16 protein-coding genes are annotated in these 20,796 nt (G+C 58.5%); 8 read left to right on the top strand and 8 right to left on the bottom strand.

The genetic code is table 11. The features are described from left to right. Nucleotides 1–12: 12 nt before the first annotated feature. Together F6R97_RS14705 and uvrD are read right to left on the bottom strand one after the other, a co-directional pair. Entirely contained in the window at nt 13–888 is an 876-nt protein-coding gene (locus F6R97_RS14705) for a Tim44 domain-containing protein (protein WP_038980530.1), read from the bottom strand. A 302-nt stretch (nt 889–1,190) separates the two neighbouring features. Beyond that, complete coding sequence (gene uvrD / locus F6R97_RS14710; RefSeq protein ID WP_048397433.1) at nt 1,191–3,374, bottom strand: DNA helicase II; 2,184 nt, start codon at nt 3,372–3,374, stop codon at nt 1,191–1,193. Nucleotides 3,375–3,632: 258 nt separating this feature from the next. Between uvrD and F6R97_RS14715 the strand changes: the two genes are divergently transcribed. The 3 genes from F6R97_RS14715 to F6R97_RS14725 all read left to right on the top strand — a co-directional run bounded on the left by F6R97_RS14715 (nt 3,633) and on the right by F6R97_RS14725 (nt 8,005). Further along, the gene (locus F6R97_RS14715; RefSeq protein ID WP_038980533.1) at nt 3,633–6,506 is read left to right on the top strand and encodes an EAL domain-containing protein; all 2,874 of its coding nucleotides are present in this window, start codon (nt 3,633–3,635) and stop codon (nt 6,504–6,506) included. Nucleotides 6,507–6,675: 169 nt separating this feature from the next. Then, nucleotides 6,676–7,542, top strand: a complete 867-nt coding sequence (hexR, locus tag F6R97_RS14720; RefSeq protein WP_038980535.1) for a transcriptional regulator HexR — start codon at nt 6,676–6,678, stop codon at nt 7,540–7,542. 250 nt (nt 7,543–7,792) lie between these two features. Then, on the top strand, nt 7,793–8,005 hold the full coding sequence (locus tag F6R97_RS14725) for a PA3496 family putative envelope integrity protein (RefSeq protein ID WP_038980539.1): 213 nt from the start codon (nt 7,793–7,795) through the stop codon (nt 8,003–8,005). Here the strand turns inward: F6R97_RS14725 and F6R97_RS14730 are convergent. Next, on the bottom strand, nt 7,947–8,909 hold the full coding sequence (locus F6R97_RS14730) for a LysR family transcriptional regulator (protein ID WP_038980542.1): 963 nt from the start codon (nt 8,907–8,909) through the stop codon (nt 7,947–7,949). The two genes, F6R97_RS14725 and F6R97_RS14730, sit on opposite strands and share 59 nt — an antisense overlap. Nucleotides 8,910–9,099: 190 nt before the next feature. Here F6R97_RS14730 and F6R97_RS14735 point away from each other — a divergent pair, with 190 nt between their 5' ends. Both F6R97_RS14735 and oadA read left to right on the top strand, forming a co-directional pair. Beyond that, nucleotides 9,100–10,515, top strand: a complete 1,416-nt coding sequence (locus tag F6R97_RS14735) for an acetyl-CoA carboxylase biotin carboxylase subunit (RefSeq protein WP_038980544.1) — start codon at nt 9,100–9,102, stop codon at nt 10,513–10,515. Between the two features lie 11 nt (nt 10,516–10,526). Next, nucleotides 10,527–12,335 (top strand): sodium-extruding oxaloacetate decarboxylase subunit alpha, encoded by a 1,809-nt coding sequence (oadA, locus tag F6R97_RS14740; RefSeq protein ID WP_030132494.1) that lies wholly within the window; start codon nt 10,527–10,529, stop codon nt 12,333–12,335. Between the two features lie 78 nt (nt 12,336–12,413). On the opposite strand, the gene F6R97_RS14745 is transcribed toward oadA, so the two are convergent. Continuing rightward, nucleotides 12,414–14,693, bottom strand: coding sequence for an autotransporter domain-containing protein (locus F6R97_RS14745; RefSeq protein WP_315866737.1), 2,280 nt, complete (start codon nt 14,691–14,693; stop codon nt 12,414–12,416). Nucleotides 14,694–15,118: 425 nt separating this feature from the next. Between F6R97_RS14745 and F6R97_RS14750 the strand changes: the two genes are divergently transcribed. Further along, entirely contained in the window at nt 15,119–16,471 is a 1,353-nt protein-coding gene (locus F6R97_RS14750; protein WP_315866738.1) for a HipA domain-containing protein, read from the top strand. After that, complete coding sequence (locus F6R97_RS14755) at nt 16,468–16,746, top strand: helix-turn-helix domain-containing protein (RefSeq protein ID WP_222589090.1); 279 nt, start codon at nt 16,468–16,470, stop codon at nt 16,744–16,746. Before F6R97_RS14750 ends, F6R97_RS14755 begins: the two co-directional genes overlap by 4 nt. 127 nt (nt 16,747–16,873) lie before the next feature. Here F6R97_RS14755 and F6R97_RS14760 read toward each other — a convergent pair whose 3' ends face one another. Both F6R97_RS14760 and F6R97_RS14765 read right to left on the bottom strand, forming a co-directional pair. Further along, nucleotides 16,874–17,710, bottom strand: coding sequence for an amino acid ABC transporter permease (locus tag F6R97_RS14760; protein WP_038980546.1), 837 nt, complete (start codon nt 17,708–17,710; stop codon nt 16,874–16,876). After that, on the bottom strand, nt 17,707–18,528 hold the full coding sequence (locus tag F6R97_RS14765; protein WP_315866739.1) for an ABC transporter substrate-binding protein: 822 nt from the start codon (nt 18,526–18,528) through the stop codon (nt 17,707–17,709). The genes F6R97_RS14760 and F6R97_RS14765 overlap by 4 nt, the downstream gene beginning before the upstream one ends. A 112-nt stretch (nt 18,529–18,640) precedes the next feature. Here F6R97_RS14765 and F6R97_RS14770 point away from each other — a divergent pair, with 112 nt between their 5' ends. After that, nucleotides 18,641–19,537 carry a homocysteine S-methyltransferase family protein gene (locus F6R97_RS14770; protein WP_048397437.1) on the top strand — a complete coding sequence of 299 codons (897 nt, stop codon included), beginning with the start codon at nt 18,641–18,643 and terminating at the stop codon, nt 19,535–19,537. 115 nt (nt 19,538–19,652) lie between these two features. Here the strand turns inward: F6R97_RS14770 and F6R97_RS14775 are convergent, their stop codons facing one another. Further along, nucleotides 19,653–20,324: a GNAT family N-acetyltransferase gene (locus F6R97_RS14775; protein ID WP_048397440.1), complete on the bottom strand. Its 672-nt coding sequence runs from the start codon at nt 20,322–20,324 to the stop codon at nt 19,653–19,655. Between the two features lie 17 nt (nt 20,325–20,341). Then, the gene (locus F6R97_RS14780) at nt 20,342–20,788 is read right to left on the bottom strand and encodes a GNAT family N-acetyltransferase (protein ID WP_038980554.1); all 447 of its coding nucleotides are present in this window, start codon (nt 20,786–20,788) and stop codon (nt 20,342–20,344) included. Between the last annotated feature and the right edge of the window lie 8 nt (nt 20,789–20,796).

The following is a 20,796-nucleotide window of genomic DNA, read 5'->3' on the forward strand; positions in this document are numbered from 1 at the left end:
CGCGGGAAGTGATCAGCCGTTCTGGCGGATACCGGCCACCAGCCAAGGCTGGTTTTCGCCCTGTGGACGTTCCATGTTCCAGCTTTCGCTGAACACTTCGCCCTGGTCGAAACGCGAGGACTTCGACACGCCGCTGAAGGTCAGGGTGGCGATGGTCTTGTCCGCACGGTCATCAACACCGTCCAGTTGTACCTGGAGGTTATCGATGTAGGTCGACTGGAAGCCGTCGCCCAGGTCGGCACGTTCGCGCTTGAGGAACTCCAGCAGTTGTGGAGTCACGAACTCGGCGATCTTGTCCATTTCGTTGGCGTCCCAATGCTGCTGCAGGGACTGGAAGTGGTTGCGGGCCGCTTCAATGAAGTTGTTTTCATTGAACCAGGCTGGCGCGTTGATCACCGGACGAGCGGCAGCAGGTGCGGCCGAGCCGCCAAAGATCGAACCCATGGCTGTTGGTTTCTGTTCGAACACTTCACGCTGCATCGGCGCGCCGGCTGGAGCCATGTGCTCCTGCTGCTTGCGACGACGAGCGGCGATGAAACGGAAGACCAGGAAGGCGATGACCGCCATGATCAGGATGTCGAAGATCTGCATGCCCTGGAAGCCGTCGCCCATGAACATGGAAGCCAGCAGGCCACCGGCAGCGATACCGGCCAGAGGGCCGAGCCAGCGCGAAGCACCGCTGGCCTTGGTAGCGGCGCCAGCAGCACCGGCCGCACCCGCAGTGGCAGCAGCGCCGCCTGCAGCAGAAGAAGGAGCCATTTGGCTGGTCTGGTGAGTCGGCGCAGCGCCGGAGCTCTTGCCGCCACCAAAGCGCTTGGCGGCATTGGCGTCGAGGCTCATCGTCAGGCCAATGCACAACGCCATGGCGATGCTAAGAAAACGTTTCATAAAGGGAATTCCCATTTGTGGAAGGCACGCGCGCCATGTTGCACAGCTGAAGTGTTACTGGCTAGCGGCAGAGTGTTTCGGGCTTTTGCCTGACAGGTTGTGTTCAGCTTCAGTCAGCGCAATAAGGCCTGTTAACTTTGGTCTGTAGGAGGAGTGGATAAGTTCTGTAGGAAAGGATGCCTAGTGTTGCTGCGCAAGCTGGCTATGAGGCGGCCTTGGAAAAAGATCGCAGCCTTCGGCAGCTCCTACAGGGTATGCGAACGCCTTGTAGGAGCTGGCGAAGCCTGCGATCTTTTCAGCCTTTAAACGGCTTCCAGCTTGGCGTAACCCAGCATCAACCACTTGCTGCCTTCGCTGAAGTTCACCTGCACCCGCGCCTGAGCACCGGCGCCTTCGAAATTCAGGATCACACCATCGCCGAACACCGAGTGCCGCACAGTCTGGCCAAGGCTGAACCCGGTGTCCGGGATCTCGCTGCCGCCGAACAGGCTGCTGGAGCTCTGCTGCTGGCCACCGCCGAACGGACGGCTGACGCTGTTGGACAGCCGCACTTCCTGGATCAGGCCTTTCGGCACTTCACGTACGAAACGCGACACCTTGTTGTAGGTCTCGCTGCCGTACAGGCGTCGGGTTTCAGCATAAGTCAGTACCAGATTTTGCATCGCCCGGGTGATTCCGACGTAGGCCAGGCGGCGTTCCTCTTCAAGACGGCCGGGTTCTTCCAGGCTCATCTTGTGCGGAAACAGGCCTTCTTCCATGCCCACCAGGAACACGTAAGGGAATTCCAGGCCCTTGGCACTGTGCAGGGTCATCAACTGAATGCTGTCTTCGTGTTCGTCGGCCTGGGTGTCTCCGGCCTCCAGCGAGGCGTGACCGAGGAACGCTGACAGGGGCGACTGCTCTTCATCCTCTTCCGGGTTTTCGAAGTTGCGCGCGGCGCTGACCAGTTCCTCAAGGTTTTCTACCCGGGCCTGGCCTTTCTCGCCTTTTTCCGCCTGATGGTAGGCAATCAGCCCCGATTGCTCGATCACGGTTTGGGTCATCAAATGCAGCGGCATTTCCAGGCACTTGGCGGCGAGGTTCTCGATCAGCTCCATAAATGCCCCAAGAGCACCGGCCGCGCGACCGGTCAGGCCTTTGTTGGCCACCAGCTGACGCATGGCTTCCCACATTGACACATGGCTGTGGCGCGCATGATCGCGGATCGCTTCGACGGTTTTTTCGCCGATGCCACGGGCCGGAACGTTGATCACCCGCTCCAGGGCCGCATCGTTGCCACGGCCTTCCAGCAAACGCAGGTACGCCATGGCGTTCTTGATTTCTGCCCGTTCGAAGAAGCGCTGACCGCCATAAATGCGATACGGAATACGCTCACGCAGCAAGGCTTCTTCCAAAACGCGCGATTGGGCGTTGGAGCGGTACAAAATCGCGATATCGCTACGAGCCAAGCCGGTTTTCAGCGCGCTTTCAATGGTTTCAACCACGTAGCGTGCTTCGTCGTGCTCGTTGAAGGCAGCGTACAGGTTGATCGCTTCGCCTTCGCCGCCATCGGTCCACAACTCTTTGCCCATGCGCCCGGTATTGTTGGCGATCAAGGCGTTGGCGGCTTTGAGAATTCCGGCTGTGGAGCGGTAGTTTTGCTCCAGACGAATAATCTGGGCATCCGGGAAGTCGTCGGAATACTGATAAATATTCTCGATTTTCGCGCCACGCCAGCCATAGATCGACTGATCGTCGTCGCCGACCACCATCAGGCTGTCGCCACCCTTGGCCAGCAGACGCAACCAGGCGTACTGCACGGCGTTGGTGTCCTGGAACTCGTCCACCAGAATGTGTCGGAAGCGCTTCTGATAATGGGCGAGCAGGCCCGGGTTATCGCGCCACAGATCGAGGGCGCGCAGCAGCAGTTCAGAGAAGTCGATGACGCCGGCGCGCAGGCAAGCAGCTTCATAGGCTTCATAAATGCTGCGCATGGTTGCCAGGAACAGATCGCCGCTGGCTTGAATATGTTGCGGACGCAGACCTTCGTCTTTCTGCCCGTTGATGAACCACTGGGCCTGTCGGACCGGCCAGCGTTGCTCGTCCAGGCCCAACTCGCGGATCACCCGCTTGACCAACCGTTGCTGGTCGTCACTGTCGAGAATCTGGAAGGTCTGGCTCAGGCCGGCTTCCTGCCAGTGCGCCCGCAGCAAGCGGTGCGCCAAGCCGTGGAAGGTGCCGACCCACATGCCGGCCGGGTTGATACCCATCAGCTGCTCGATGCGATGACGCATCTCGGCAGCGGCCTTGTTGGTGAAGGTCACCGACAGAATGGAGTGGGGCGAGGCGTTTTCGACCTGGATCAACCAGGCGATACGGTGCACCAGCACTCGGGTTTTACCGGAACCAGCACCGGCCAGGACCAACTGACGACCCACGGAGGCAGCTACGGCCTGACGTTGGGCATCGTTGAGGGAGTTCAGCAGAAGGGAGAGATCATCGCGCATCGGGGCATTCTAGGGTGCGCCGTCACACCGGGCAAACCGAGCTTTGCATTAGCCGATGAAAGAAGCACCGATGACGACCGGTTGGTCACCGGCTGCAAGCATTGGCGGAGCTCGTCTGGCTGCTTTTTTACCAAGGCGGGCGGCCCAAACTTTCGTCTATTTTATGACCTTGGGCTGTTTGGTCCGGGCATTTGCTTGTGTATGCTCCGTTCACAATTCGGGCTCGCATGCTCACTAATAAGAACAAGAACATTGCCTATGACCCTCAGCTCCGACCTGTCGGGCCCCTCTGTGGAGCCCCGGGTGATCCGCAAGCAGTACGCCATGGAAATGGCGGTCGAGCGCACGCGCCTGCTGTACCAGGGCTCGCTGTTGCCTACGCTGTTCATGCTGATCAACGGTCTGGTGTGCGCCGGGCTGCTCTGGAGCCCACAGCGTTACTTCGTGGTGAGCGTCTGGCTGATCTGGTTATTGTCACTGGTGGCGTTGCGGGTGATTCAGGTCGCGGCCTTCGATTCGGCGATCCCCAACCGTCAGGCCCATCCGATCTGGCGTCGCATGTTCATGCTCGGCTCTGCCATGACCGGCCTGACCCTGGCCGGTGCCGGCATCGCGTTGGTGCCCGCTGACAATTTCATGCAGCAAGCCTGGGTGTTCGGCCTGATCGGCGCCGCGGCGCTCTCGGCCAGCGTCGCTTATGCCGTCAGCCTGCCGGCTTTTCTGTCCTTTACCTTGCCCTGTCTGTTGCCGGCTATCGGCTACCTGTTTTGGGGCGGGGATGAGCAGGAACAGGGCTGGGGCTGGTTTGGCCTGATTTTGCTGGGTTCGTTAAGCGTGGTCGCCTGGCAGGTCAATCGGCTGATTAACCAAGGGCTGCTGCGACGCTTTCAAAATCAGGCCCTGATCGAGCATTTGCAGCAGGCGCAAAGTCGCAGCGATCAGCTCAACCACGAACTGGCCAAGGAAATCGACCAGCGCCGCCGCGCCGAAGACAAATTGCGCGAAACCCAGGTCGACCTCGAAAACCGGGTCGCACAACGCAGTCTGGAACTGGACGCCGCCAACCAGGCCTTGAGCAAGAGCGAAGCGCGACTGGCGCTGGCGTTGAAGGCGAGCGAACTCGGGCTGTGGGACTGGAACCTGCAGACAGACGAAGTCCATCACACCCAACTCCAGGAGCTGTTTGGCCTGGAGCCGGAATTCGTGACAGCGATGCTCCGCCACCTCAAGCCCAGGCTGCACCCCGACGACTTGCCATCGCTGAAGCGGGCGCTGGTCGAGCACTTGAAGGGCCGCAGCGAGGATTATCAGATCGAGTATCGGGTGCGGCACGGCGATGGCCATTGGGTCTGGATCGAGGACCGTGGTCGAGCGGTGGAGCGCGCCGAGAACGGCCGGGTGATTCGCATGGTCGGCACCCGCCGCGATATCAGCGCCAGCAAGGGCCTGGAGCAACAGCGACAACTGGCGGCGACGGTGTTTGAGGCTGCCAGCGAAGGCATTGTAATTCTGGACCCGAATTACGCGCTGATTGCCGTTAATCAGGCCTTCAGTCGGGTTACCGGCTATGACATTGATGACATGCTCGGACGCAACGTGGTCGAGTTGCCCTGCAGCCGCGATGCCCGCCGGCATTACACGGCTATTCGTCAGGCGCTGGAGCAGGACGGTAGCTGGCAGGGCGAGCTGGTCGAAGCCCGCAAGAATGGCGAGTTGTATCCGCAATGGCTGCAACTGAATGCCGTGCGCGATACGCGGGGAAATGTGAGTCATATTGTCGGCTTCTTCGCCGATCTGTCCGCTCGGCGTGAATCCGAAGAACGTATGCGCTACCTCGCTCATTACGATGAACTCACGGGGCTGGCCAACCGTTCGTTGTTCCGCGAACGGCTGCACGAGGCTCATCAACGTGGGCGCCAGGGCGGTCGTCGCAGTCTGGCGTTACTGCACATCAATCTGGACCGTTTCAAGCTGCTCAACGATAGCCTCGGCCACGAAATTGCCGATGAGTTGTTACAAAAAATGGCCCGACGGTTGGTCAATGCACTGCCGGAAGCGGACACTATCGCCCGGCTGTCCGGCGATGAATTTGCAGTGCTGTTCGATACCTACGGCAACCTGTCGAGCCTGGCGCGCGTAGCGACCCGATTGTCGGCCAAGCTGCGTTTGCCAGTCACCGTCGAGGGTCATGAATTGGTGATGAGTGCGTCCATGGGCATCAGCTTGTTGCCGGACACCGCGCGGGAGATTTCCGCGCTGGTCAGCCAGTCGAACATGGCCATGCAGCATGCCAAACACTTGGGCGGCAACAACTTCCAGTTCTATACAGACAGCCTGCAAGCCAGCACGCTCGAGCGTTTGCAGCTCGAGAACCAGCTACGCAAAGCCATCGAAGAAAAACAGCTGAAAGTGTTTTATCAACCCAAACTCTGCCTCGCCACCGGCCGGCTGAATGCCGCCGAGGCGTTGGTACGCTGGAATCACCCGACCCTGGGCCAGGTACCGCCGGGGGATTTCATCGGTCTGGCCGAGGAAACCGGGCTGATCGGCGCTATCGGCGAGTTCGTTTTGCGCCAAGCCTGCTGGCAAGCGTGTGAGTGGCAGCGTCAGGGGCTGGAGCCGATTCGGGTGTCGGTCAACCTGTCGGTGCATCAACTGCGTCAGGGAAAACTGGTTAGCCTGGTGCGCCAGGTGCTGGAGGAAACCGGTCTGGCGCCGCATTACCTGGAACTGGAACTCACCGAAAGCCAGTTGCTGGACAGTGTCGAGCACATCATTGCGACCTTCCAGCAGTTGCGCGACCTTGGGGTGAAACTGGCCATCGACGATTTTGGCACTGGCTATTCGTCGCTGAGCTATCTCAAGCGCATCCCTGTGGACTACGTGAAAATTGATCAGGCGTTTATCCGCGGTCTGGGGGAGAGCAGTGAGGATGCGGCGATCACCCGGGCGATCATCGCCATGGCCCACGGCCTGTCGTTGAAGGTGGTGGCTGAAGGGGTGGAGCGGCCGGAGCAGCTGGAGTTTCTGAAAACCGAGCGCTGCGATGAAGTGCAGGGCTATTGGGTCAGCCGTCCTGTTGAAGCCGCCGACCTGGCCGAGCTTTTACGTCGCGACGCCAACCCTTTGTAGCTGCAGGCTTCGCCAGCTGCTACAGCGACCGAGAGGGCTACATGGAGCGCATGTCGCATGAAATGGGGACATTGAGTTACGCATTGAGCAGGCAAAAAGCCGATTCATGTAGTATAACTACAAGCGTGCTACATCCCCGGCACCTGCCAATAACAAAGAGTCCGCCCCTTTGAATCTGCTGCAACACATCGCCCAGTCACGCCACCTGTTACGCAAGTCGGAGCTCAAGGTCGCCGACCACGTGCTGCTTGACCCTGCGGCGGTGATGCACAGCTCCATGGCCGACCTGGCCCACAACGTGGGCATCAGCGAACCGACCATCGTGCGGTTTTGCCGCGCCATCGGTTGCTCCGGGTTTCAGGATTTGAAGCTGAAACTGGCGCAGAGCCTGGCGGCTGGCGCGAGCTTCGGGCAATTCGCGATCCATGAAGACGATTCGGTCGCCGATTACAGCCTGAAAATCTTCGACACCACCCTGCACACCCTGATGGAAGTTCGCGAGAAACTCGATCCGGTGGAGTTGCAGAGGGCGGTGTCGCTGATGTCTCAGGCCCAGCGTGTCGAGTTCTATGGCTTCGGTGCCTCGGGCGCCGTGGCGGCGGATGCCCAGCACAAGTTTTTCCGTTTGCTGCTGACCGCAGCGGCGTATTCCGACCCGCACATGCAGGCGATGTCGGCGGTCACCCTGAAGCCGAGCGACGTGGCGATCTGCATTTCCCAGTCGGGGCGTTCCAAGGACCTGTTGATCACGGCCAACCTGGTGCGCGAGAGCGGCGCTTCGTTGATCACTTTGTGCCCGAGCCAGACACCGTTGGCCGAGCTGTCGACCGTCAATCTGGCGATCGATGTGCATGAAGACACCGAAATTTATACGCCGCTGACTTCGCGCATTGCGCACCTGGTGGTGATCGATGTGCTGGCGATGGGCGTGGCCATGGCCCGCGGTCCGAGCCTGGTCAATCACCTCAAGAGCGTCAAACGCAGCCTTCGCAGCTTGCGGCTGTCGCCCAAGTCAGTAAAAGCCCTCGACGATTGAGCCCGATCTGACATTGCCGGAAGGTCGTTCCGACCTTTTCGCGGGCAAGCCCGCTCCCACAAGGATCGGCTGTGTTGCATAGAGTGAGTGAACACCATCGATCCCTGTGGGAGCGGGCTTGCCCGCGAAGGCGTCCTCAAAAACACCCCAGTCATCTGCCAATGTTCACACGTCTGTAACCCTCCCGCCGCCAAACCGTCATCCCTCGCACCTATCGTGTAACTCCCGTACTCGCCTTGGGAGACTCGAAATGGCTCAGCCCTACGAAGAACGCAACAGCGCCGTCAAAACCCGCCGTCAGCAAGAAGATCAGCGCCGCATGGAATTTCGCCGCGCCATCGAAGATCGCTGCGAACGCCGCCAGTTACTGGCCGAAATTGGCGATTTTCCTGACGACCTCGAACTCAACTACTGGCAGGCAGCACCGGCAACTTCCCGTCGAAACGTTCAACCAGCGCGCTGATCTGCACCCGTTCGCTGCGGATAAACGCAAGGAATGCGTGGGCCACCGGCGATAGCCGTTTGGCCTTGGCCTGCACCAGGCACCAGCTACGGAACAGCGGCAACTCTTCGACCGGCAGCTCAATAAGGGCGCCGGTCGCCAACTCAAGGTTCAGGGCGTGGCGTGTCAACAGCGCCAGGCCCAGACCCGCCAATACGCATTCACGCTGAGCTTCCGCCGAGGCGACCTCCTGGGTCTGGGTGAAGTGCACGCGCTTCTCTTTGAAATACTCGTCGCATGCCAATCGCGTACCGGAACCGGGTTCGCGCAACAGCAGCGTGTAGGGTTCCAGATCCTGCAAGCGCAATGGTCCCATATGGCACAGCGGATGATCCGGCGGGGCTACAGCGACAATCGGATTGTTGAGGAACGGCAGGAATTCCAGCCCCATGTCTTGTGGGACCATCGACATGATCACCAAGTCATCACGGTTATCCGACAGGCGCCGGATGACCTGGCCACGGTTGACCACCGTCAGGTGCAGGTTCACCTCCGGGTGCTGGCGCTTGAAGGCGGCAAACAGGTGCGGCACGAAATACTTGGCGCTGGATTCCACCGCCAGTTTCAGCTGGCCCTGCAATGAACCTTGCATGTCAGACAGCTGCATATCGAGGTTTTCCAGGCGCCCGAAAATGTCACGGCTGGCGCGCTGCAGTGCTTCGGCCGCCTCGGTCATGTAGAGTTTTTTGCCGACATAATCGAACAAGGGTTGGCCGATCAGCTCTTCGAGTTGACGAATCTGTAGGCTCACGGCAGGTTGTGTGAGAGACATTTCGTCGGCCGCGCGGCTGTAGGACCTTAAGTCGCACACCTCATTGAAGATCTGCAATTGACGCAATGTCATACGCATCAATGACTTACGCATTTTCTAGAGACCCTGAGCGGAGGCTGATGCCTCAACTATAAGTCTTTGCTTATGTGTAACCCAATTATTATTCATTTTTGTTAATCCCTTGCGAAGGCTAGTGTGGAGCTGCGACTGAATTGAAACATTTGGTCACGCGCCGGCCTGGTTTGACAGGTCGTGGGTACCACCGGCTCAAGGGAACCTCCAAGTGATAAAAAAGATCCTGATCGCCAACCGTGGTGAGATTGCCGTACGAATCGTGCGTGCCTGCGCCGAAATGGGCATTCGCTCGGTCGCGATCTATTCCGATGCCGACCGCCATGCCTTGCATGTGAAGCGTGCGGACGAGGCCCACAGCATCGGTGCCGAGCCACTGGCCGGTTACCTGAATGCGCGCAAGCTGGTGAATCTGGCCGTGGAAACCGGTTGTGATGCGTTGCATCCCGGCTACGGTTTCCTCTCGGAAAACGCCGAGCTGGCAGACATCTGCGCTGAACGCGGCATCAAATTCATCGGTCCATCGGCTGAAGTCATTCGCCGCATGGGCGACAAGACCGAAGCACGCCGTAGCATGATCAAGGCGGGTGTGCCGGTCACGCCAGGCACCGAAGGCAACGTCGCGGACATTGCGGAAGCCTTGCTCGAAGGCGATCGCATCGGTTATCCGGTCATGCTCAAGGCAACCTCCGGTGGTGGTGGTCGTGGTATCCGGCGCTGCGACAGCCGTGAAGAACTCGAACAGGCCTTCCCGCGAGTCATTTCCGAAGCCACCAAGGCTTTCGGTTCGGCGGAAGTGTTCCTGGAAAAATGCATCGTCAATCCGAAACACATCGAAGCGCAGATCCTCGGTGACAGCTTTGGCAACGTGGTGCACCTGTTCGAGCGTGATTGCTCGATCCAGCGTCGCAACCAGAAGCTGATCGAGATCGCTCCGAGCCCGCAACTGACCCCGGAACAGCGTGCCTACATCGGCGATCTGTCGGTGCGTGCGGCCAAGGCCGTGGGTTACGAGAACGCCGGCACCGTGGAGTTCCTGCTCGCCGAGGGCGAGGTGTATTTCATGGAGATGAACACCCGGGTGCAGGTGGAGCACACCATCACCGAAGAAATCACCGGCATCGACATCGTTCGCGAGCAGATTCGCATCGCGTCCGGCCTGCCGCTTTCGGTGAAACAGGAAGACATCCAGCACCGCGGTTTTGCGCTGCAGTTCCGGATCAACGCCGAAGACCCGAAAAACAACTTCCTGCCGAGCTTCGGCAAGATCACCCGTTACTACGCGCCCGGCGGTCCCGGCGTGCGCACCGACACAGCGATCTACACCGGTTACACCATTCCGCCTTTCTACGACTCGATGTGCCTGAAACTGGTGGTCTGGGCGCTGACCTGGGAAGAGGCGATGGACCGTGGCTTGCGAGCTCTGGACGACATGCGTCTGCAAGGGGTCAAGACCACCGCCGCGTATTACCAGGAAATCCTGCGTAACCCGGAATTCCGTAGCGGCCAGTTCAATACCAGCTTCGTTGAAAGCCATCCTGAACTGACCAACTACTCGATCAAGCGCAAACCCGAAGAGCTGGCCCTGGCCATCGCCGCCGCCATCGCCGCCCACGCAGGCCTGTGAGGAATATAACAATGAGCAAGAAAATCCACGTTACCGACACAATCCTGCGCGACGCCCACCAATCGCTGCTCGCCACCCGCATGCGCACCGAAGACATGCTGCCGATCTGCGACAAGCTCGACAAAGTCGGCTACTGGTCGCTGGAATGCTGGGGCGGCGCGACCTTCGACGCCTGCGTCCGCTTCCTGAAAGAAGACCCGTGGGAGCGTCTGCGCCAACTGCGCGCGGCCTTGCCTAATACGCGTCTGCAAATGCTCCTGCGTGGCCAAAACCTGCTGGGCTACCGCCACTACAGCGACGACGTGGTCAAAGCCTTCGTTGCCAAGGCTGCGGTCAACGGCATCGACGTGTTCCGCATCTTCGACGCGATGAACGACGTGCGTAACCTGCGAGTCGCCATCGAAGCGGTGAAAGCGGCCGGCAAACACGCTCAGGGCACCATCGCCTACACCACCAGCCCAGTGCACACCATTGACGCATTCGTGGCGCAAGCCAGGCAAATGGAAGCCATGGGATGTGATTCCGTGGCGATCAAAGACATGGCCGGCCTGTTGACCCCGTACGCCACTGGCGAACTGGTCAAGGCATTGAAATCCGAGCAATCGCTGCCTGTGTTCATTCACTCGCACGACACCGCTGGCATGGCCACGATGTGCCAACTCAAGGCCATCGAAAACGGCGCCGATCACATTGACACCGCGATCTCCAGCTTCGCTTCCGGTACCAGCCATCCAGGCACCGAATCGATGGTCGCTGCTCTTAAAGGCAGCGAATACGACACCGGCCTGAACCTGGAACTGCTGCAGGAAATCGGCTTGTACTTCTACGCCGTGCGCAAGAAGTACCACCAGTTCGAAAGCGAGTTCACCGCCGTTGATACCCGCGTTCAAGTCAACCAGGTACCGGGCGGGATGATTTCCAACCTGGCCAACCAGTTGAAAGAGCAGGGCGCGCTGAACCGCATGAGCGAAGTGCTGGCGGAGATCCCGCGCGTTCGCGAAGACCTCGGCTTCCCGCCACTGGTGACCCCGACCTCGCAGATCGTTGGCACCCAGGCGTTCTTCAACGTGCTGGCTGGCGAGCGCTACAAGACCATCACCAACGAAGTGAAGCTCTACCTGCAAGGCGGCTACGGCAAAGCGCCGGGCACCGTGAACGAAAAACTGCGTCGTCAGGCGATCGGCAGCGAAGAAGTGATCGACGTGCGTCCAGCTGACCTGCTCAAGCCGGAAATGACCAAGTTGCGTGCCGAAATCGGTGCCGTGGCCAAGTCTGAAGAAGACGTGCTGACCTACGCCATGTTCCCGGACATCGGTCGCAAGTTCCTCGAAGAACGCGCAGCCGGCACCCTCACTCCAGAGGTGCTGTTGCCGATTCCGGAAGCGGGCGGCGTGGCATCGGCCGGCGGCGAAGGCGTGCCGACCGAGTTCGTCATCGACGTTCACGGTGAAACCTACCGCGTCGACATCACCGGTGTCGGCGTCAAGTCGGAAGGCAAGCGCCACTTCTATCTGTCCATCGACGGCATGCCGGAAGAAGTGGTGTTCGAACCACTCAACGAATTCGTCAGCGGCGGTAGCAGCAAGCGCAAGCAAGCCACTGCACCGGGCCACGTCAGCACCACCATGCCAGGCAACATTGTCGATGTGCTGGTCAAGGAAGGCGACACCGTGAAAGCCGGCCAGGCCGTGCTGATCACCGAAGCGATGAAGATGGAAACCGAAGTCCAATCGGCCATCGCCGGCAAAGTCACCGCCATCCACGTGGCCAAGGGCGACCGGGTGAATCCGGGCGAGATTCTGATCGAGATCGAAGGCTGAGTTAACAGCCTCGATTTACCGCTTTAAACCTCGGGGGGGCATGTGCTCCCCTTTTTTTTCGCCCCGGGTTTGCGGCTGTTAGAAACTCATTCGCCACTGACCCGTTACGCCATGGTTCTGACTGTCGGTGCCGATCTCACCAGTGAGACCGACGCCCAGAGTGTGGTTTGCTGACAATCCAAGGTCCAGCCCTGCATCGACCAGCAGACTGTCACGATCCAGCGGCGCACCGGAAACGGAGAAGTTTTTTCCGCCCGCAACCAATCGTTGGCGGGTATCGCTGTAGACGTCCCCGTAAGTGTGTTTCCAGCCGGCACTGAATCGCGGCGTCAGTTGCATGCCGTTATCCAGAGTGTTGAGCTTCGCCAGCCGCAGGCCGAACGTGCTGTTCAGATTGTTCTGCGTTTGACCGTGTACCTTCAGTGCCGCTGCGCCACCTTTTTCCGTGTAAGTGTCGCGCTGATAGCGTTGATAGCCCAGGCTGCCAAACGGTTCGATGCTGACGTTCGCCCGCCCCAGGTTGTAACCCAATTCCGCAAAGGCCTGCTGGGTGTTGGCATCGTAACGGCCTTCGGGGCGGTCGCTGAAACCTTTGAAGGCAACCCGGCGTTTAGTGCTGCCGTCGTGGTTGCTATAGGTCGCGCCCAGGCGCAGGGACATTGGTCCGTTTTTACGTAGGGCATAAGCTCCTAAATGCCAGCTGTCGAGATCGCCGTCGAGTCCACGGCTATCCAGACGCGTTTCGGATTTGCCGCCCATTACTCCGATGCGCCATTCCTCATCAACTCCCCAATCTGCGCCCAAAACCAGACCTTGGGTGGAGTGTTTCAGGGCGTCATGGTCGCGATCCAGCGTCCCGCCATGACCCAGCGCTTGCAGCCAGACTCGGCCATTGTCTTCACTGCCGGCGGCCAGGCGTGGTGCATTGCGCCTGGTGGAATTGGCGTAGCTACTGGCGCTGTCCAGCTGACGCATGGCCGAGAGCATGGTCGCGCTAATTGGGCTGTCACTGTTCAGGGTCGCTTTCGCAAGGTTAGCGTTGTTGCCGCCGGCCAGCTGTTCGATGGCAACAGATGCCGTCTGTTTGTCAGCGCTGAGCAGGGCTGCGACAGCAGCGTTTGTGGGGCGGGATGCCTTTGGCACTGTGGCGACGGAATTGGTAGCAGGGGGTGGAGTTGAAGCTGTGAGGGGCTTGTCGGTGGTAGGTGGCGTTGCGGCAGTCGAAGGTTTTTCAGCGGTAGTTGTCGGTGTGGAGACCGGAACGGATGTGTCGGCATTTGCAGGTGGATTCGGAGCTTCAGCGACGGTGGGTGCTTGAGGTATGTCCTTCGGCTCTTCAATGCTTTGGGCGGCTTCCCTCCCGTTATCCGTGGTTGCGACACTCTCCATCTTCACATCGTTACGGACGAAGATCAGGTCGACAGTCTTTTCTTCGTATTTGAGCTTGGGCGTTAAGAAGGCAAGGTTGTTGAGGACTTTCCCAAACTCCCCTTCGACTTTATTCGCAATAAGGATGTTGTTTTCGCTGATTAGCGGGTATTCACCCGGTGCTGCAACGATTTTCAGTGTGGAGCCGCCAAGGCTGGCGGTGCCATCGACTATTATCGTTTCACTTTTGCGGTCGGCATTGACCTCGTAGGTTAGCTCGGCAGTTTTTGAGAGATCCAAGTTACCTTTAACTTTCGGTGCGCCGTGCAGACTGTCGACAGAAAGCTTTCCGTTTACCTTCAGGGAACCCGTTAAACCGTTGCCCGCGAAAGCACCTTTTTCATTGATGACGACGTCTCCGTCGATAGTTCCTGGGTTGTTCAGGGTGCCTCCTGATTGCACGGTCGCTCCGCCGCCAATCTTTCCGTTGTTGACAAGCGTTCCTTGGGTCAACGCCCCACCCTGGATATGTCCATTATTTATTAGCGTTGCTTTTGGACGTATCAAGACACCGGTATTGAAATCGCCGGAACCATTGATGGTCCAAGTGCTTCGTTTGAGCTCCAGGCCTTCAAAACGACGACTCTCGCCTAACGTGCCACCGCTGGCGGTATCGAGTTGCAGGAAGTTGACACCGCCACCACCGTCGATAAATCCGGAAAGGACTCCGCGGCCAGACACAATGACCATGTCATCTCCATCGCCGAATGTCCGATCAGTACCATCCGCTGCTTTGTTGATGGGAATCTTGTTGGTGGTGGGGGCATTTATAAATGCGTCCAGCGCGGCTATGAGCTGCTCCGGCGTTGCATCCGAAGGAATGGTGTCATCGACGGATACTTGCTGGGCAAGCGAAAATTCAGCGCAACCCAACGCAAGCGCAATGGCCAGTGCCAGGTGTTTTGGTCGGTATTTATGTTGAACGGACATCGAATTCGGCCTCTGTTGATAGGAGGCCAAACTCTAAGAGGCAGGCTATAGGTGCCGATGTCAGCTGCTTCCCGCAGGCTTGCGGGGGTTGTCAGAAGGTTGTGTAGAAAATTGCCAGCCTCCTGAGGAAGGCTGTTTTTACCTGTTCGAGCTGACGCTTTTTCTTACAACAAATCGAGACATGGTCGGCTATCGCAACTCGGAAACTCATCTGCCACTGACTGGTCAACCCAGACTCCGTCTGTTGCTGCCGATACCAATATTGGTTCGAATCTGCATTATTTTGCGTATTTTCTACATAAGGTTGAATTCATGTGCATTTTATTGCGCATGGATACGATGCTTGGTGACTATAAATGCACTATATTGCAGCTCTAGTGCGCGCTAGCTTCTGACAGATGCATTTAAATGCAGGTGATGACGATATGTACGACCTGACTTTACAGATCTTTACCTCCGGGAATTGGCACGACGCCATGGTCTTCAGCTTCGACAGCCCTGAAAAAGGGTTCGAAAGTCGATGCAACTTTGGCTACGAAACCCCCTATCTCGTCGAAAACATTGAGGGTATTGGAACACCCTTTGCCAAAGCCGTAAGTGCTAGGTTTCCTTTGGACTGGGAGGGTAAGCGATCCAACGCGCCAGCATTTCTGCACGACATCGCACCTGCCGGTGCCGCCAAGAAATTTCTGCTGACACACATAGGTCGTGACAAGCCTGCTGACGTCAGTGCCGACCTTTATTTACTGGCCAGAAGCACTCCGGCACCGATTGGCAATATGCGCATAAAGGAATCCGCCGAGGCAGTAGATCAGCGCGAGCCTATAGGGTTTAAACGCCAGGACGTCATTAGTCGTGATAACCGGTTTCTCGAGTATGCCTATGAGCAGGGCGCTGCAATTGGTGGAGCAACGGGGGCAGGTGGCGAGGCGCCAAAACTTTTGTTAGCTCAGGGTAAGGGCACAGATCTATACCCCGATGCAGTATTGGACGATGCAGACGTTACCCAGCACTGGTTCGTGAAGTTCTCTCGCAACAAAGGAACCCGGAACGATCAGGACATTCTCAGAAGCGAGTACCACTACTACAAGGCACTACAAAAACTAGGCATCGAAACGGTGGCAGAACAGGGCTTGGCCTTGGAGGAGGCGACCAAACCTAGCTTGTGGATGCAGCGTTTTGATCGGCAAGTGACCCCTCAGGGTATCGAGCGTTTTGCCGTGGAGTCGATCTACTCTCTGGCGCAAATCACCACGCCCGGTAGCCCGATGGACCACATGGAAGTTATCCGGCTGCTTGCGGGGCTATGGCGTGATGCAGGGCAGGCGGACCAAATCCCGAATCTCGTTGCTGACTATCTGCGTCGGGATCTGCTCAATAAAATCCTCGGTAACTCAGATAACCACGGGCGCAATACCGCAATTATCCGCGATACGGCCTCGTTTCGCCTGGCACCGATCTATGACTTGGCGCCAATGGTGATGGACGACGAAGGCGTAACAAGAACCACCAAGTGGCCGAAAGAGTTGGAGAGGGCTGGGGATGTAAATTGGCGTGGTGTGTGCCAGGCATTGGCCGACATCGCTGATCCGAATGATCCGCTTGCAGCGCTAATTGATTTGCCGGGTTCTTTTGAACGCCTGCGTGAGGATGCCAAACACTTGTTGGCACTCCCGGACATTCTGACTGACAGCGGATTGCCCGACGCCACAATGAATCACCCGCGAATTGCATTGAAAAATCTGGAGCAGCGTTTGAAAGAGTGGGACCTGAAATGAGCATGACGGTTGCCGAGCGCACAGTGCTCATAGAAAGCATTCAAGAGGCGCTGGCCCAAGGCACTCTTGAGATTGGTGAGGCAGTCCGCCGCTTGCGGGTGGAAGTCACAGGCCTGCACCAGACCCAGTTTGCAAAGATGTGCAAAGTCTCGGTGCGCACGCTGGTGCATATCGAACATGGGGAAGGGAATCAGACGCTGAAATCGTTGAATTCGGTGTTCCGACCGTTTGGATTGAAGATGGGCGTGGTGCGGGTTCGACGTGATCTCAGCTGAATCGACACTGTTTGTAGGCGATGTCGACGGCGCTTGCTCAAGTCGGGCCACCAAGTAACCCGAAACTTGAGCTTGCTCGGTGACATTCAAGACAGTATCTACACTATTCGAAGGCTGCGACTTTTCGCTAACTACGGTTCAAATACGCCTTCCCATAATGCCGCTCCATCCGCGCCTGAATCAGCTCCAACCCGATCGACATCAACCAATAAATAATCGCCGCCGTCGTCAGCATCTCGATGTAGCGATAGCTCGACCGCCCATACGATTGCGCCAGGAACATCACTTCCCAAACCCCCATCACCGAAATCAGTGATGAGTCTTTGAGCATGGAGATGAACTGGTTGGTGGTGGGCGGGATGATGGTGCGCATGGCTTGGGGCAGGGTGACGCGCCAGAAGATCACGGTTTCGCGCATGCCCAGAGCCAGCGACGCTTCGCGTTGGCCGTGGGGAACGCCGAGGATGCCGGCGCGGAAGATTTCGCTCAGGTAGGCGCCGTAGTTCAGCGACAGGGCGATGATGCCGGCGGCAATGGCGCCGGGCACGATGCCGAGTTGTGGCAGGCCGAGGTAGATCAGCAGAATCTGGATCAGCAGCGGTGTACCGCGAAAGAACGAGGCATAGAAGCTCGCGATACCGAACGCCACCGCGCTTTTCGACAGCCGCGCCAAAGCGGTGATGAAGCCCAGCAGCGATGACGTCACAATCGAGCACAGGCACAAAAACAACGTCAGCGCTGCGCCTTGCAGAAAGCCGTTGGGTGCCAGGTGCAGGCCGATCAGGTTCGGCAGTTTGTCGAGGATGATCGAGAACTTCAGGTCGAAGCTCAGGAAGAAACTTGCGAACAAGCTGAACATCGCCGCCCAGGTCAGGTACAGCCGCGTACGGAAGCCGAAGACCCGCTGCAGCAATGACTCAGCCACTGGTTGCGGCGGCTGAGGAGGTTTGGGGAAAGAGGTCATTTGCTGATGTCGGCGCCGATCCATTTTTGCGACAGTTTGCTCAGAGTTCCGTCTTGTTTCAACTGAGCGAAAACTTCACGCACTTTGCTGTTCCACTGGGTGTCGCCTTTTTCGATGGCCACCGAGTTCGGCTCCGAGTACAGCGGCTGGCCGGCGAGTTTGAAGCGCTTGTCTTCGTTCAGGCGTGGTTGGGCGGTGACAAGGTTGGTGAGAATCGCGTCCAGACGCACGCCAGCGCCCAGGCCCAAATCCTGGAACGCGACGTTGTCGGTGTCATACGGGGCGATCTGCACATTCTCGAACGGGTATTGCAGTTGGGTGTCTTCGGCGCCTTCGATCACCAGGTTTTTGTTCAGGTAGCTTTCATAGCTGGAGGCGCTGGTGAGGCCGACTTTCTTGCCGCTCAGGTCCTTGGCGCTGTGAATGCTGTCGTTCTTGGCGTTGACCACAATCACCGCAGGGGAGGCGTAGTACTCGACCGGGAAGTCGAAGACTTCAGCGCGGGCTTTGCTCGGGGTCATGGAGCAGATGCAGATGTCGTAACGCCCGCTCCAGCGGCCGGCGGCGATCACATCCCAGGACGGCGTTTCGAGGCGCAGCTTGACGCCCAGTTTGTCCGCCACGGCCTTGGCCACGTCGACGTCGAAGCCGTCGAGCTGGTTCTGGTCGTTGAGGAATGAGAAGGGCGGATAGCTTTCCATCAACACGCCTACCAGTTCTTTCTTTTGCTCGATGCGATCCAGGGTGGCGCCCGCAAAGGCTTGAGTGGAGGCAGCCAGAATCGTCAGGCCCAGGGCCAGCAGTGGTTGAAATTTCACAGTTGATCCCTGAAAAAAAAGAGGTTGTTATTAACCGGGTGGTGCGTATTAAATAGTTATAAGAACGACTCTGATAGTGAGTTATTTTCATAAGCTTATGAGTGAAAAGCATATGGGCGCAGGGACGGTAATTCTAGATGGTGGCATGGGTCGTGAGCTGCAACGCCGAGGGGCGCCTTTCAGGCAGCCCGAGTGGTCGGCGCTGGCCTTGAGCGAAGCGCCGCAAGCGGTGGAGGCGGTGCACGCGGCTTATATCGAAAGCGGTGCCAGCGTGATCACCAGCAACAGTTATGCGGTGGTACCGTTCCATATTGGCGAAGAGCGTTTTGCCGCTGAGGGCCAGGCGCTTGCAGCATTGGCCGGGGAGTTGGCCCGTCGTGCAGTCGATGCGGCGGGCAAACCGGTGCGCGTGGCCGGTTCATTGCCGCCGTTGTTCGGCTCCTATCGCCCGGACCTGTTCGATGCTGCGCGGGTGACTGAACTGCTGGCGCCTCTGGTCAATGGCCTGGCGCCTCATGTCGACCTGTGGCTGGCCGAAACCCAGAGCTCGATTATCGAGGCACGGGCGATTCATGCCGGTCTGCCGAAGGACGGCAAGCCGTTCTGGCTGTCGTTTACCTTGAAGGATGAAGACACCGACGAAGTGCCGCGTCTGCGTTCCGGTGAGCCCGTGGCTGAGGCTGCCGCGGTGGCGGCTGAGTTGGGCGTCGAGACCTTGCTGTTCAACTGCAGCCAGCCGGAAGTGATCGGCGCTGCGATCGATGCGGCGCGGGAAACCTTCGAACGCCTGGGGGTGAAGATCCACATCGGCGCATACGCCAATGCCTTCCCGCCGCAGCCGAAAGAGGCCACGGCCAATGACGGTCTGGACCCGTTGCGCGACGATCTCGATCCGCCCGGCTACCTGCAATGGGCGGCCGATTGGCAGAAACGCGGGGCCAGCCATTTAGGCGGTTGCTGCGGGATCGGGCCGGAGCATATTGCGGTGTTGGCCCAGAAACTGGTTTGAAAGATCGTTCCCACGCGCAGCAAAGGAATGCATCCCGCGACGCTCTGCGTCGCCTTCCGGATCGAACGCAGAGCGTCCGTGGCTGCATTCCCACGCAGGAGCGTGGGAACGATCATCAGGTGCGGCACTCAACCAGAGTTTTCACCTGCCCCGATTCCGTCTGGTTCTCATCGGACAGCCACCGCTCGAACCCCGCGCCAATCGCCGGCCATTCCGAATCCAGAATCGAATACCACGCCGTGTCTCGGTTTTTACCCTTGACCACCATGTGTTGACGGAAAACCCCTTCAAAACTGAATCCCAACCGCTCTGCCGCATACTTGGAGCGGGCATTGCCGTTGTTGCATTTCCATTCCAGACGCCGGTAACCCAAGGCAAAGGATTCCCTGGCCAGCAGGTAAACCGCCTCGGTGCTTTTTGGCGAACGTTGCATCGCTGCGCCGAAGGTCACATGGCCGATCTCGATGCGACCCTGAGCAGGGACAATCGACATCAGGCTGAGGATGCCCTGCACGTCGCCGCTGGCGCGGTCGATCACGGTGAAGAAATACGGGTCGCTGTTGGCCGCATGGTTGTTCAGCCAATCGTTGAAAGCGCTGCGCTCCGGGAAAGGCCCATAAGGCAAATAGTCCCAGAGTTTCGGATCCGAACCCGGGCCTTCCAGGGTTTTCCACAAGCCGTCGGCATGACGCGCCGGGTCAAGTTTTTCCAGGCGGATGAAACGTCCTTCGATCAGTTGCACCGAGGGCGGCGGAACACCTTTCCAGTCCGCGAGTGAAGTCGACATGCTGCTCTCCTTGAACCTTACAGGACGTTGCGAAACTGAATGAAACCGGGACGCTCGGCAATGCGCTCATAGAGCTGGATCGCGGTGGCGTTGGTTTCGTGGGTCAGCCAATGGACCTTGCAGCAGCCATCGGCCTTGGCCGTGGTGTAGACGAATTCGATCAGTTGCCGACCGACACCGGTGCCGCGGGTTTCGGGCGTCACCAGCAAGTCTTGCAGGTAGCAGGAATTTTCGATGCTCCAGTTCGAGCGATGGTAGATGAAATGCACCATGCCCACTGCTTTGCCATCGGCCCAGGCCAGCGCCCCATGGGTCGGTTCGCTCGGATCGAGCAGGCGCTGCCAGGTGCTCTGGGTGACTGCATCGGGCAATTCGGTGTTGTAGAAGCGCAAGTAGGCTTGCCACAACGGCAGCCAGGCAGTGTGATCGTCGGTGGTGACCTGGCGGATATCGATCTGACTCATTTTGGTTC

The organism is Pseudomonas sp. JV414, from assembly GCF_032424305.1.
Lineage (GTDB): Bacteria > Pseudomonadota > Gammaproteobacteria > Pseudomonadales > Pseudomonadaceae > Aquipseudomonas > Aquipseudomonas lini.

Coding starts and splice junctions, on each gene's coding strand:
- F6R97_RS14705 (WP_038980530.1), bottom strand. CDS start 888: ATGAAACGTTTTCTTAGCATCGCCATGGCGTTGTGCATTGGCCTGACG.
- uvrD (WP_048397433.1), bottom strand. CDS start 3,374: ATGCGCGATGATCTCTCCCTTCTGCTGAACTCCCTCAACGATGCCCAA.
- F6R97_RS14715 (WP_038980533.1), top strand. CDS start 3,633: ATGACCCTCAGCTCCGACCTGTCGGGCCCCTCTGTGGAGCCCCGGGTG.
- F6R97_RS14725 (WP_038980539.1), top strand. CDS start 7,793: ATGGCTCAGCCCTACGAAGAACGCAACAGCGCCGTCAAAACCCGCCGT.
- F6R97_RS14730 (WP_038980542.1), bottom strand. CDS start 8,909: ATGCGTAAGTCATTGATGCGTATGACATTGCGTCAATTGCAGATCTTC.
- oadA (WP_030132494.1), top strand. CDS start 10,527: ATGAGCAAGAAAATCCACGTTACCGACACAATCCTGCGCGACGCCCAC.
- F6R97_RS14745 (WP_315866737.1), bottom strand. CDS start 14,693: ATGTCCGTTCAACATAAATACCGACCAAAACACCTGGCACTGGCCATT.
- F6R97_RS14750 (WP_315866738.1), top strand. CDS start 15,119: ATGTACGACCTGACTTTACAGATCTTTACCTCCGGGAATTGGCACGAC.
- F6R97_RS14755 (WP_222589090.1), top strand. CDS start 16,468: ATGAGCATGACGGTTGCCGAGCGCACAGTGCTCATAGAAAGCATTCAA.
- F6R97_RS14760 (WP_038980546.1), bottom strand. CDS start 17,710: ATGACCTCTTTCCCCAAACCTCCTCAGCCGCCGCAACCAGTGGCTGAG.
- F6R97_RS14770 (WP_048397437.1), top strand. CDS start 18,641: ATGGGCGCAGGGACGGTAATTCTAGATGGTGGCATGGGTCGTGAGCTG.
- F6R97_RS14775 (WP_048397440.1), bottom strand. CDS start 20,324: ATGTCGACTTCACTCGCGGACTGGAAAGGTGTTCCGCCGCCCTCGGTG.
- F6R97_RS14780 (WP_038980554.1), bottom strand. CDS start 20,788: ATGAGTCAGATCGATATCCGCCAGGTCACCACCGACGATCACACTGCC.